Raw genomic sequence first — 13,556 nt, 5'->3', positions numbered from 1 at the left:
GCGTACGCGCGTGACGTACGCGGACGACGTGCGCAGGGGGACGATCCGTGGCGGCGGACTCGACGACAAGCGGCTACGACTACCGGGGCGCCCATCTGCTCGCCCTGCTCCTCGCCGGGGCCGAACCCGGTGAGGCCGGGCGGATGCGGCGGCGACTCGGGGAGGCGGAGCCGCGTTATCTGACCTGGGTCCCACTGCCCGCCGAGGCACGGGCGAACGCGGCCCGGGATCCGGATCCACTGGTGCGGCGCGCGCTGATCAGAGCCGAGGGGGTGACCTCGGACGATCTGGCCGCGCTGCTCGAACGTCCGGATCCGGTCACCGACCGGCAGGTGTACGAGCACGGCTCGGCGCAGCCGTGGATGCGCCGCCTCGTCCTCACGCCGGGCCGCCGCACGGATCCGGCCGCTCTCGCGCCGCTCCGTGAGCGGATCCTCTCCACCCAGCGGGAGTTGCCCGACATCCCGCACTTCGTTGCCGCCGGGGTGGTCAGCGACGCGCCCGAGGTGGTCGAGCACGCGTTGCGCGTCTGCGGTCGGGCGATGACCAGTGCCGAGCAACTCCGAGGTGTGCTGGGCCTGTTGGACCACCCGGATCGGCTGCGGGCCCTGCTCGGCAGCGCGGACGCGCCGCTGCGTCCGGCGGTCGCCGAACAGGCAGGCGCCGCGCTCGGCACCGACGGCGCCGCACTGCGGGCCGCCGTCGCCGCGGCCGAGGGCGCCGAGGGTCTGGTCGCGGGCCTGCGCGCGGGCGAGACCGAGCCGCACTGGCGCCGGACCTTCGAGTGGGACGCGATCGTCTCGGCGCACCTCGCGGATCCGCTGCCCGAGGCCGCCGTACGGTTCCTCGCCCAGCGCCCCGAATGCCCCGAGCCGGTGCTCGCGGAGCTGTACCGCACCCACCCGACGGTCGTGACCGGGGTCGCCCGGCCCTGTGCGGCGCTGGTACGGGCCGCCGCCGGGACCCCGGGCCATCCCGAACTGGTGCGGATCTGCACGGCGTTGAACGCCGACGGAGCCGATCGCTCCGCCGGACCGGACGGCGCCGGCACCGGCACCGACACCCGCACCGACCAAGCCGGCGCCGTCGGCCGCTCGGACGAGCCCGACATCGCCGCCCCTTCGGACGAAGCCCTCTCCTCCCTCTCCTCCCTCTCCTCCCTCATCCTCGACACCGTCACCCCCGCCCGCACCGCCGCCACCGCCCTCGCCGAGCTCGGCTCGTCCGCGCCCCTGCGCGAGTCGCTGCACCGGCAGCTCGGCGCCGACCCGAAGCGCTGGGCCACGCTGCGGACCACCCTGTCCCGGTACAAGGGCACGCTCGCCGCCCTGCTCGCGGCCATCGCCGACGGCGAGGCGCCCGCGGGTTCGGCCAAGCCGCCGGCGCTGACGAAGCCGTACCGCTTTCTGCTGTACGCCGCCGAGCCGGGCGATCTGAGCGGCCTGCTGCCACGGCTGCCCGACGAGCTGCTGACGGCACTGCTCGGCAAGGGCTCGCTGCCGCCGCACGCCCTCGGCACCGCGCTCGCGGCGGGCGATGCGCGCGTGGCGGCCGCCATCGGCGGCAATGTCGCGCTCGGCGTGCGCGAACTGCGCCGGCTCACCGAGCTGGACGAACCGGCCGTCAACGCCGCCGTGTTCCGTCATCAGAAGGTCACGCTCTCGCTGTGCCGCGCGATCGCCTCGGGCGTCCCGCGCACTCCGGGCCGCACCGAGCCCGTCCCGCTCGACGCGGGGCTGCGCGCCGAGCTGCTCGGCGACACCTACAAGCACCGGCGGACGCCGCTCGTCACCAGTGGAGACCCCGAACTCGTCCACCACGCCTGGCGGTTCCTGAGCGAGGACGGGCAGCACTATGCCGTCGTACGGGTCTGGGAGCGCGCCGGGGAGGAGGGGGTGCGCCGGCTGCTCGGCCTGTTCCCGGAAGATGCCGTCACCGCCCATCCCATACTGGAACGGGCCGCCGCCACAGGCGACTTGGGCCGGTTCAGGGAGGATCTCCACCCCTTCGACGACCCGGACACCCTGTGCGGCATCCTCACGGAGCCGCGCGGACGCAACGCCACCCGGCGTCTGGTGTACACGCTCGTCCACGAGCCGTACGCGTACGACTTCACCCGTCTGGCGGCCGCGCACCGCACAGTGCCCTTCCAGCCGGAGCCGCTTGCCGAGCTGCTGCGCCACGAGGACGTCGACGAGGCGGTCCGGGAGGCGCTCACCGTGGTGAACGTCAACCAGTGGCTCGACTCGAAGGACCATGGCGCCGATCCGGTCGAGCTGCTGCGCTCCAAGCCGTACCCGGGGTGGCAGTGGTTCACCCGGGCGGTCGAAGGCGGTTTCGTGGATCCCGAGCGGCTGGTCGACACCGCCCACCCCGCCCACGAGGTGCTGGGGAGCCTGCGGCACTTCGACGACGCCTTGGCCGGGCGGGCACGCCGGTACGCCGCGGAACTCGTACGGGAACACCTGGCGGGCCATCCGGAGGGCTGGGTCGTCGCGCTCGGCCTGGCGGGCACGTACGCCGGGACGCTCGCCGAACTGATCCAGGTGGCCGCGCAGGTGGCGGGGCCCCGGCCCGACACGACGGAGCTGGCCCGCCGCGATGCGGGTGAACTCGCGCGTGTGGCGGCGGAGTTGAAGCCCGTCGCGGCTGCTCCCCGGCTTACGCAGGAGGAAGAGCGCGCCCTGCGGAAGGAGCTGGAGCCCCTGTCCACGCCGGCCGCGGTGCATCTGCTGCGCACGCTCGTGCCGGGCTCGCCCCTGCCCGCCGGCGCCCGGGTCCTGCGCACCCTGGCGGGCGCCGAGCCCTACAGCGTCCCCGGCGTCGAACACCCCGACTGGCTGATCGAGGCCTGCGCCGCCCACAACTCCTCCGACGCCTCCAACTCCTCCGCCACCGGTGAGCCGCTGGTTCCCAAGGAGCGCCGCGGCATCCCGCTCTCCGCGCTGGACAACTACCGGCACGGATTCGTCGCCCCGAGCGAGATGGTCGCCCGCACGCCCGCGCGCGAGATGAATCCCGTGCCCAAGCAGTGGCGTACGCACCACGCGGAGGGGCCGCAGCTGCGGGCCGCCCGCGCCCTGGTCGCCGAGCGGCTCGGCACCGACACCGGGCGCTGGCTGCGCGCCCTGTCGGCGATGAACAACGGCTGGGCCGACCGGACCTTCGACGAGGTGCTCTTTGAGGGCGACGCCGGGAGGGACGCCACCTGCTTCACCCCGCTGGGCGGTCGGCTCCTGCTGCACGCGGACGTCGCCGCCCTGACGGCCGTGATGCCGTTGCTCGGTCCCGACGCGACGGTCGCGCTGACCGAGCACGCGTGCGCGAGCGCCTTCCTGCCGGACGACCTCGTGACGTATCTCTTCGTCTCGGACGACCGGGCCGCGCTGCTCGCCCTCACCCGGTCGTGGCGCGAGCTGTACCGCGACCGGGAGCTGCAACTGCGGCTCCTCGGTCTGGACGACCCCGGCGTCAACGCGGCCCTGTATGGGAACACGTTCAACGGCCCCGCCTCCGTCGCGGTCCGCCGGATGATCCTTTCCCGCCGGCCGCGCGGTCGTGTCGCCGAGGGCCCGGGCGACCTCGTGCCGCTCGCGCCGGAGCTGCGCGAGACGCTCCTGAAGTCGTCGTACCTCGTGACGGGTTCGGAGCACCGGCAGCGCGTTCAGCTCGAAGCCGCCGACCCCGAGATCGTCGAACACGCGCTCGCCTCCTGGGGGAAGCGGCGCCCGCTGCTCGACCATCTGCTCGCCGCACGTGCCTCACTGCGGTACGGCGGCCGGGACCAGCTGCGGTCGCTGGCCGAGCGAGGGCTGCTCAAGCCCGCCGCGGCGAAGTTCGCCGTCAAGGCGCTGGAGTCGGCCGACCCGGACGCCGTGATCGCCGACCGGCTCGACCGCGAGCTGGGGACGGAGCGGCTGGTGACTCGGCTGCGGGCGTGCGTGGAGTACGGCGAGCCGGACCGCGTCCTCGAACTGCCGTACATACGCGATTGGGACGTACTGCTCAAAGCACACGAACAGGAGCCCTTCTCGTCCGCCGTGTGGAGTGCGCTCGGCGATCTGCCGGACGCGCCCGACGCGGTCACGGCGGCGAGCATGACCTGGGAGCGGCTGCGCGACCGCGCCGCCATCGGCCGCGGCCCCGACTGCGCTCGCGCCGCCGTGGCGCACCGCTACCGCGCGGGCAGCCGCGCCACGCGGAGCGCGATGTTCGACTTCCTCGGCGAGCACGGCCTGATCACCGGCGCGGACCTGGTCCATCACGCCTCGGGGGCGGCAGGCGTACTCCACTACCTGGCCGAAGGAGCCGTACGCCGCGAACTCCCCGCCGCCGTGCGCACCTTTATGAGGGAGGCCACCGACGAAGTGGCGGAACTTGCGACAAAACTCCTCAATACCGATGAACCGTCATGGAAGCGTCTCTTCGCGGCACTCACCGGCGATGACCTCAACTGGCTGCGGCCCGGCTGCACCACCACCGTCGCCGCATTGCTGGAGCACAGCGCCCGAACTCCCCTGTGACCGGCCCGTGATGGCCACCGCCTGAGCACCCCCACTCGGAAGGACGCACTCCATTTTTCTTTATCTCACATCCGATATACGGTCGCGCCATGGCAGACGACTACCTCGTACGTATCGGCAAGCTCATCCGTGACGCCCGGCAGCACCGGGGCTGGACACAGTCGCAGCTCGCCGAGGCGCTCGGCACCAGCCAGAGCGCCGTCAATCGCATCGAGCGCGGCAACCAAAACATCAGCCTTGAGATGATCGCCCGAATCGGCGAAGCACTGGACAGCGAAATCGTCTCTCTGGGCTATGCGGGTCCGATGCATCTGCGTGTCGTGGGCGGGCGTCGTCTGTCCGGCTCGATCGACGTCAAGACCAGCAAGAACGCGTGCGTGGCGCTGCTGTGCGCGACGCTCCTCAACAAGGGGCGCACGGTGCTGCGCCGCGTGGCCCGCATCGAAGAGGTGTACCGCCTGCTGGAGGTCCTCGGTTCGATCGGCGTCCGCACCCGGTGGATCAACGACGGGGTCGACCTGGAGATCGTGCCGCCGGGCGAGCTGGAGATGGAGGCGATCGACGCCGAGGCCGCGCGTCGCACGCGGTCCATCATCATGTTCCTCGGCCCGCTGCTGCACCGCATGGACCACTTCAAGCTGCCGTACGCGGGCGGTTGCGACCTGGGGACCAGGACGATCGAGCCGCACATGATCGCGCTGCGCCGGTTCGGGCTCGACATCACCGCCACCGAGGGCCTGTACCACGCCCAGGTGGACCGCTCGGTCGCCCCCGGCCGCCCGATCGTGCTGACCGAGCGCGGCGACACGGTGACCGAGAACGCGCTGCTCGCCGCCGCCCGCCACGACGGCGTGACCGTCATCCGCAACGCCTCCTCCAACTACATGGTCCAGGACCTGTGCTTCTTCCTGGAGGCCCTGGGCGTACGGGTGGAGGGCATCGGCACGACCACGCTCACCGTGCACGGCGTGCCGAACATCGACGTGGACGTGGACTACTCGCCGTCCGAGGACCCGGTCGAGGCGATGAGTCTGCTCGCCGCCGCCGTGGTCACGGAGTCGGAGCTGACGGTGCGCCGGGTGCCGATCGAGTTCCTGGAGATCGAGCTCGCGGTCCTGGAGGAGATGGGCCTCGACCACGACCGCACTCCGGAGTACTTCGCCGACAACGGCCGTACGCGCCTGGTGGACCTGACCGTCCGGCCCTCCAAGCTGGAGGCGCCGATCGACAAGATCCACCCGATGCCGTTCCCGGGCCTGAACATCGACAACGTCCCGTTCTTCGCTGCCATCGCGGCCTCCGCGCAGGGCAAGACGCTGATCCACGACTGGGTCTACGACAACCGCGCGATCTATCTCACGGACCTCAACCGCCTCGGCGGCCGGCTCCAGCTCCTCGACCCGCACCGCGTGCTGGTGGAGGGCCCGACCCGCTGGCGCGCCGCCGAGATGATGTGCCCGCCCGCGCTGCGGCCCGCCGTGGTCGTCCTGCTGGCCATGATGGCGGCCGACGGCACGTCCGTGCTGCGGAACGTGTACGTCATCAACCGGGGCTACGAGGACCTCGCCGAGCGGCTCAACTCGATCGGCGCGCAGATCGAGATCTTCCGGGACATCTGAGCGTCCCTTGCCTGAACGCCGCACCGCTTCTGGCCTGCACGGACAGGGGCGGCGTGCCGTTTCGGAAGGCGCCCGCCACGTAAGACGGCGGCCCCGCACCCGCCGTGGACGGTGGGTGCGGGGCCGTTGGTGGTTGCCTCAGCGAGAGGTGAGTTTCCACAGGTGGTCGGCGGTGCCGTTGTCGGACCACTGCAGGACCTGGGCGCCCGACGACGTGCTCATGCTGTCGACGCCCAGCAGGAGACCGCTGTTGTAGTTGGCGATCTTGTAGTAGCCGTCACGCGCCGGTATGGCCTGCCAGAGATGGTCGGCGGTGCCGTTGTCACCCCAGATCAGGGCCGTACCGCCATCGCTGGTGCTCATGTTGTTGATGCCGAGCAGGAGTCCGCTCTTCTGGTTGACGATCTTGTACAGGCCCGATCCCGCGGCCACCAGCGTCCAGTTCTGGTCGGTGCCGGTGGTGGACGTGGCCTGGACGACCGAGGTGCCCTGAGCGGTGCCCGCGTTCACGGTGTCGAGGGCGAGGCCGCTGTTCTTGTTGGTGATCTGGTAGCGCCCAGCCAGCGATGTCGAGGTACCGCTGGGGGTGACGACCAGGTGGTAGCCGTCGGACGCGTTCATCGTGACGGGCACGGTGATGGAACCGCCGCTGACTGTGTAGTCGGTGTCGGAGATGGTGATCGGGCCGGAAGAGGCAGTGGTTCGGCCGGTGTTGGGCGAGTACTCCAGCTTGACGTGGACCGTGCTGCCGAAGGCCGACAGGGAGCTCAGGCCGTTGACCGTGACGGCGCAGGAGCCGGTGCAGCCGCCGGTGACGACGCTGATCTGGTTGCCCGCGCCGTTGAGGGAGGCGAGACCGTCGATGCCGGTCTGCGCGGGAGGCGTGGTGGTGAGCATGTTCCCGGACATGTCGCCGTACCACTTGTACGTCCAGTAGGAGCCGTTGGGCGAGCCGCCGGTGTCGGTCAGGGTGTCGCCGAGGGTGCCGTAGTGGTTCCAGAAGGCGAGCTCGGCGTCGCGCACGCCGGTCCGTTCGAACTTGGCGGCATAGCCGATGAGGGCACCGGAGTTGCCCATCTCGTCAGGGGTGCCGTACTCCTCGATGTCGATCGGGCGCGGACTGATGCCGAGGCTCGACTCCAGCGATCGGTACGCCGAGACGTGGGCGGCGATGTCCTGGCTGCCCTGCAGTTCGTGCCAGGCGACGACGTCGGGGACCGTGCCGCTCGCCTTGGCGTCGGTGAGGAACGAGCTCATCCAGGACTGGTTCCACACCGAGTAACTCGGCCCCTGGATCGGCGTCGTGGTGTCCTTGGTCCGCACCTCCTTGAACGTTCGCGCCCAACCCGCGTTGAAGGCACCGGCGTTGGTGGTGTCCCAGGTCCAGTCGGGCTCGTTCCACAGCGCGTACGCGCTGATGTTCGTGGCGCTGGAGGACTTCACCGCGGCCACCTGCTTGTCGACCGCCGACAGCCAGTCGCTCCAGCTCACCCACTTGTAGGGGAAGTTCGGGTACCAGTCCGGCATCCGTACGACGACCTTGGCGCCCGCGTTGGCGGCCTTGGAGGCGACGATCAGAGCGTCGCCCGCGGGAGCGGGCTCGCCGTTGGGGAGCTGGCTGCCGCCCGGCGCCATCTGGATGAAGGTGTTGGGCTTCAGGGGCTGCACGAGACTGTCGGCGGGGGTGCTTGTGTTCGCCAGACCGTAGAGGCTGCCCGTGCCGACGTGGGTGACGGACCGCAGGTTCTGCGCGGCGTTGACAACCAGGGTCGTCGACGAGGTGGGGGCGGCCTGGGCGGATGCGCCCGTCAGGACGACGGCGGTGGCGGCCAGGGCCGTGGCCACGGCAGCGGCGGTGGCGCGGCCGAGGGGTGCTCTGAGACGGTGCCGGAGGCTCAGGTATGACATCAGCGGCTCTCCTGAGGAATGGACGGGGACTTGCCGAGTGTGGTGCGGGGGGGGCGGCTCGGGGAGCGGCCGACCGGGTGCGTGGGGACTTGGACCCTGGTCACGGGTGACAGCCCTGCGTGGAGTGCGAGCGGGCACGGCGGAGCTCGGCCCCGCCCGGCGGGTGGGCCGGGGGCGGCGGGCATCGTGGATCAGTCTTTGACCGCGCCCGCGGTGACGCCCGCGGCCACATAGCGCTGGGCGAGGACGAGCAGGACCGCTGCGGGCAGGGACGCGACGACGGCGGTGGCCATGATCGCGTTCCATTCCTGGTTGTTGTTGCCGATGTAGTGGTAGATGCCGAGGGTGATGGGGCGCCAGTCGCCGCCGCCGTCAAGGGTGTTGGCGAAGACGAAGTCGGACCAGGCCCACAGGAAGCTGAAGAGGGAGACGGTGACGAGCGCGTTGCGGCTGACCGGCAGGACGATCGACCAGAAGGTGCGGAAGGTGCCGGCGCCGTCGATGCGGGAGGCGGCGATGAGCTCGCCCGGGATGCCCGACATGAACGCCGTGAAGATCATGACGCCGAAGGGCACGGCGATGGTGGAGTCGGCGATGATCAGTCCCCACCAGGAGTTGAGCAGGCCGAGGTCGAGGAAGATGCCGTAGAAGCCCATCGCCATGACGATGCCGGGGATCATCTGGGCGACCAGCAGGACGAGGCCGAGGAGGCCTCCGCCGCGGGGCCGCAGTTTGGCCAGCGCGAAGCCGGCCGGGGCGGCGAGGACCAGGGTGAGGACGACCGTGCCGAGGCCGATGAGCAGGCTGGTGCCGAGGTAGGGCATCTGGTCGTTCAGAACGGCCCGGTAGCCCTCGAAGGTGGGATGCAACGGGAGCAGGTCGGGCGGGCTCTTGCGCATGTCCTGCTGCGGGGTGAGGGACACGTTGAGCATCCAGTACACCGGGAACAGCATGATGGCGGTGAGCAGGACGCCGATGACGGTGTAGAGGCGCGCGCGCCGGGCGGGGCTGTGGACGGCGGTCATGCTTGCTGCCTCCTCTGGACTCGGATGTACAGCAGCCCGAAGGCGAGGGCGATGAGGATGAGGATGTTGCCGACGGCGGCTCCGGGGCCGAACTTCGGGAGCAGGGTGCCGAACCCGAGTTGGTAGGACCAGGTCGCCAGGGTGGAGGAGGCGTCGCCGGGGCCGCCCTTGGTCATGATCCAGATCAGGTCGAACACCTTCAGCGTGTAGACGAGCCCGAGCAGCAGCGTGATCGCCGAGACCGGGCGCAGCAGCGGGAAGGTGATGCGCCGGAACTGCTGCCAGGTACCGGCCCCGTCCAGGGACGCGGCCTCGTACAGCTCGCCGGGGATGTTCTGCAGACCGCTGTAGAGGATGACCAGGTTGAACGGGATGCCGATCCAGATGTTGGCGATGATCACCGAGGTCAGCGCCCAGTGGGGCGAGTTGAGCCAGTCGACCGGGGCCACGCCCACCAGGTGGAGGGCGTAGTTGAGGACGCCGGACTCGCTGTTGAACATCCACGACCAGGTCGACGCCGACACGATCAGCGGCAGCAGCCACGGGATCAGGAACAGCGCCCTGAGGGTGCCGGCCAGTCGGAAGTGGCGGTTGAAGAAGACGGCGAGGGCGAGCCCGGCAACGTACTGGAACGCGATCGACACGAAGGTGAAGATCATGGTGTGGCGTAGCGCCGGGCCGAACGTGGGATCGTCGAGGACGGTCCTGAAGTTGTCCAGCCCGGAGAACGGCGCGTCGCCCGCCACGAACGACCGGACGGTGTAGTTGCGCAGGCTCAGGTCGAGGTTGCGGTAGAGGGGATAGACGTAGAACGCGGCGAGATAGACGGCCAGGGGCGCGAGGAACGCCAGTGCGGTCAGCCGGCTCTTCCGGCGCTGGCGGCGCCGGAGCGCCAGGGCGTCCGTCCGGTCGTCGGTGCCGGTCACCCCGGACCTGACCGGGGACCGCTGTGAGCGGCGGTCGACGCGGGCGGTGGTCATGCGAACTCCTGGATGCAGGTGGCCTGCCCGGGGCGGTGGCGGTGTCCGGGCGGTTGCGGGTGCCGTGCGGGTGCCGGAGGAAGGGCCCCCGGGTGTGCCGCGAGCACGTCGGGGGTCAGTTCTTACCCTTGCCTGCGGCCGTCTGCGCGGCGTCGAGGGCGGCCTGCGGGCTCTGGCCGCCGGACAGGGCGGCCTGGACGGCGGTCCACATCGGCTGGGAGATGGTCGGGTACTTGGTGCCCAGTCCGCCGCTGGTGCGGCCGCGTGCCGCGGCCACCGCGTCGACCCACGGCTTGAGCTCGGGGTTCGCCTTGACCTGCTTGGCCTGGACCGCCGCGGTGGGGGCCACGTACGCCAGGGTCGTGTCCGTGGCCAGCAGGTTGGCGGAGCTGGTCAGACAGGTGACGATCTTCTTGCTGACGTCGTAGCGCGCGCTGTCCTTCTGCACCGGGACGGTGACGAACTCGCCGCCGGTCGGCACCGGCGCCGACCCGCCGCTCTGCCCCGGGATGCTGATGACGCCGTACTCGAATCCGGCCTTCGCCGCGTTGCCGAGCTGCCAGGTGCCGTTCTCGCTGAACGCGTAGTCGCCGGTGGCGAACTCCTGCCAGCTGGTGGTCTGGGTGTTCTGCAGGACGTCCTTGGGCGCGTACCCTGCGTCGACCCACTGCTTCCACAGGGACAGCGCGGCGACGCCCTTCGCCGAGTTGAGCTTGGTGAGGTCACCACCGGCGCCCCAGAACCACGGCAGGAACTGGAAGCTGCCCTCCTCCGTGTTGATCGCGGAGAACGTGATGCCCTTCTTGCCGGCGCCCTTGACCTTCTTCAGGGCCGCCGTCAGTGAACTCCAGTCCTTGATGGAGGCCGGGTCGACGCCCGCGGCGGAAAGCACCTTCTTGTTGTAGTAGAGAGCGAGCGTGTTGGCGCCGATCGGCACACCGTAGGAGGCGCCGTCGATGGTGCCCGCGCCGAGGATGTTCTGCTGGATCGGCTTCGTGTCCAGGCCGAGGTCGCTCGTCTTGTTGACGATCCCCGCCTCCACCAGCGTGGAGACGACCGGGTTGTCCACGAGCATCACGTCGGGCGCGTTGCCCTGCTGGGCGGCCAGCAGCGCTTTGTTGCCCAGGTCCGTGGTGTCCATGCCGGTGCGCTTGATCTTGACGCCGGCGTCGGTACCGCACTTGGAGACGAGCTTGCCCCACGCCGAGGAAGCGTCGAACTGCGGGTACGGGTCCCAGAAGGTGTACGTCCCGCCGGCGTTGGACCCGGAGGCGGAGGAGTCGGAACCACCGCCGCAGGCGGCGACGGAGGTGAGCGTGCCGAGGGCGGCGATCGCGGCGATCAGGGTGCGGCGGGAGTTTCTCACGGGTGACCTCGTTGTCTTGGGCCGGCTCATGGGGAGCGGTAGGAGAGAGGGAAGAGGGGAAGCAGGGGGGCTCAGGAAGTGGGCAGCCAGACGCGCATGCTGCCGTCCTGGCGGTTGGCCCACGCGTAGTAGGGGATCGCGGTCAGTTCGAGGGGCTCGTCGGCCGGTGGAGCGTCGGCGGTGTCGGCCGTCCGGTACGGCCACCAGCCCGCGTCGGCGATGTGCCGGCGATGCCCGGCGGCCACGACCGTGGTGACGCCGCCGAGCAGGTCGGGGCGGTGCTTCACGGCGAGCGGGCGGGTGGTGTCGAGCACCATGTCGTCCAGGCCGCCGCCGGGGTGGTCGACCCCTTCCAGGCAGTACACGAGCGGTCCGCGCTCGATCGCCACACAGCCGCGTACGGCGTCCACACGCGGGTCCGCGGCGGTGAGGCGGGGCTCAAGGGCGAGTTCGAGGACGACCTGGTCGCCGGGCGCCCAGGTGCGCTCCAGCCGCAGCCAGCCGTCGGTGACGGGCGCGTCTGTCCGGTCGTACACCGTGTCCCCGGCGCGGACCCGATAGTCGCCGCACCACTGCGGGATGCGCAGCGAGAGGGTCCAGGGCCGGTCGGCCGGGGTCTCCTCGACGGTCAGGCCGACCGCGCCGTGCCAGGGGTAGTCGGTCTCGGCGCTCACCACGACCGGGGTCCCGTCGAGGTCGCCGGTGTAGCGCCCGGTGACGTACTGGTGGACCTGCAGGCCGCCGCTGTCACTCGACGCGAGGTAGTGCTCCAAGGAGGCCAGCAGCCGCATGACGTTGGGCGGGCAGCAGGCGCAGCGGAACCAGCGGGTGCGGCGGGCGGACTGGTCGCCGCCGGGGTCGGTGTGCCCGTCGCGGACCTGGAGCGGGTTGACGTACAGCCAGTGCTCGCCGTCGAGAGAGACGCCGGCGAGGAAACCGTTGTACAGGGTGCGCTCGATCAGGTCGGAGTAGCGGGCCTCGCCGGTGAGCAGGGCCATGCGCCAGCTCCACTGGATCGAGGCGATGGCGGCGCAGGTCTCGCAGTAGGCGCGCTCGTTCGGCAGCTCGTACGGGTCGCCGAAGTCCTCCTCGTCGTGGTGGGCGCCGAGCCCGCCGGTGACATGGGTCTTGGTGGTGGTCATCGCCGCCCACAGCCGTTCCGCGACGGCGCGCAGTTCGGTCTCGCCGGTCTCGGTGGCCAGGTCGGCCGCGGCGGCCAGCAGGTACAGCTGGCGAACGGCGTGGCCCTCGACGTTGGTCGCCTCGCGCAGCGGTACGCGGTCCTGGCAGTACGCCTCGCCGCCCAGCAGGCCGTGGCCGAAGCGGTCGACGAAGTAGCCGGCGAGGTCCAGGTAGCGGCGCTCACCCGTCTCCCGGTACAGCTCGACGAGGGCGGTCTCGACCTCGGGGTGGCCGTCGACGCCGTCGATGGGCTTGCCACTGTCCGGCAGGCCGAAGACCGAGTCGATGTGGTCGGCGAACTTCACGGCGACATCGAGGAGTACGCTGCTTCCGGTGGCCCGGTGGTGGGCCACCGCCGCCTGGATCAGGTGCCCGGCGCAGTACAGCTCGTGGCCCCAGCGCAGGTCCCGGTAGCGCTCGCCGCCCTTGAGCAGCTGGAACCACGTGTTCAGGTAGCCGTCGGGCTGCTGTGCGCCGGCGACGAGGGAGACGATGCGCTCTACGTCGGCCGCGAGCGGGCTGTCCTCTTCGGGCGTCTGCTGGGCGAGCTGCCAGCAAGCGGCCTCCAGCCACTTGTACACGTCCGTGTCCACGAACGGGTACGCGCCCTGGAACTCGCCCTCGTCCGTGCCCGCCGCGAGCCGCAGGTTGTGCAGATTCCCCGCCGACTCCAGCAGCCCGGGGCCCTGCGGGATCGAGGTACGCGCGTTCACCTCGCGGCGGGTCTCCCAGAACCCGGCGCGCACCTCGACGGCGGCGGGGGCCAGCGCGGCCCTGGCACCCGGGCCGATACGGACCGGACCCAAGGGGGCGGCTCCCTGTTCGGACGAGGCCGAGGACTGAGTGGAGGGCACGGCGGAACGTGGGCGGGGCATGGCTCTCCGAGGAGTGAGATGGGAAGCGGGTCGGGGGTCCGGCGCACATGGGGTGGTATGGCGTCCCGGGAACGGGAG

The 13,556-nt window shown here is 70.9% G+C and carries 7 protein-coding genes; 2 read left to right on the top strand and 5 right to left on the bottom strand.

The features are described from left to right. The first annotated feature begins 47 nt into the window (after positions 1 to 47). Both OG975_RS36145 and OG975_RS36140 read left to right on the top strand, forming a co-directional pair. Entirely contained in the window at positions 48 to 4,523 is a 4,476-nt protein-coding gene (locus OG975_RS36145; RefSeq protein ID WP_406333565.1) for a hypothetical protein, read from the top strand. Positions 4,524 to 4,612: 89 nt separating this feature from the next. Next, positions 4,613 to 6,142 carry a helix-turn-helix domain-containing protein gene (locus OG975_RS36140; protein ID WP_406333563.1) on the top strand — a complete coding sequence of 510 codons (1,530 nt, stop codon included), beginning with the start codon at positions 4,613 to 4,615 and terminating at the stop codon, positions 6,140 to 6,142. A gap of 138 nt (positions 6,143 to 6,280) precedes the next feature. Here the strand turns inward: OG975_RS36140 and OG975_RS36135 are convergent, their stop codons facing one another. From OG975_RS36135 to OG975_RS36115, 5 genes are all read right to left on the bottom strand, one after another. Further along, the gene (locus tag OG975_RS36135) at positions 6,281 to 8,050 is read right to left on the bottom strand and encodes an RICIN domain-containing protein (RefSeq protein ID WP_406333561.1); all 1,770 of its coding nucleotides are present in this window, start codon (positions 8,048 to 8,050) and stop codon (positions 6,281 to 6,283) included. Between the two features lie 191 nt (positions 8,051 to 8,241). Next, entirely contained in the window at positions 8,242 to 9,075 is an 834-nt protein-coding gene (locus OG975_RS36130) for a carbohydrate ABC transporter permease (RefSeq protein ID WP_406333559.1), read from the bottom strand. Then, positions 9,072 to 10,055: a carbohydrate ABC transporter permease gene (locus tag OG975_RS36125; RefSeq protein WP_406333558.1), complete on the bottom strand. Its 984-nt coding sequence runs from the start codon at positions 10,053 to 10,055 to the stop codon at positions 9,072 to 9,074. Before OG975_RS36125 ends, OG975_RS36130 begins: the two co-directional genes overlap by 4 nt. Positions 10,056 to 10,170: 115 nt before the next feature. Further along, a complete protein-coding gene (locus OG975_RS36120) occupies positions 10,171 to 11,421 on the bottom strand; it encodes an extracellular solute-binding protein (protein WP_406333556.1) in 1,251 nt (416 codons plus the stop codon). A gap of 71 nt (positions 11,422 to 11,492) precedes the next feature. After that, entirely contained in the window at positions 11,493 to 13,478 is a 1,986-nt protein-coding gene (locus OG975_RS36115) for a glycoside hydrolase family 127 protein (RefSeq protein WP_406333554.1), read from the bottom strand. Positions 13,479 to 13,556 lie beyond the last annotated feature (78 nt).

This window comes from Streptomyces sp. NBC_00203, from assembly GCF_045206325.1.
GTDB classification, from domain to species: Bacteria; Actinomycetota; Actinomycetes; order Streptomycetales; family Streptomycetaceae; genus Streptomyces; species Streptomyces lutosisoli.
The sequence above is the reverse complement of the archived record's forward strand: the minus strand, read 5'-3'. Positions and strand labels throughout refer to the sequence as shown.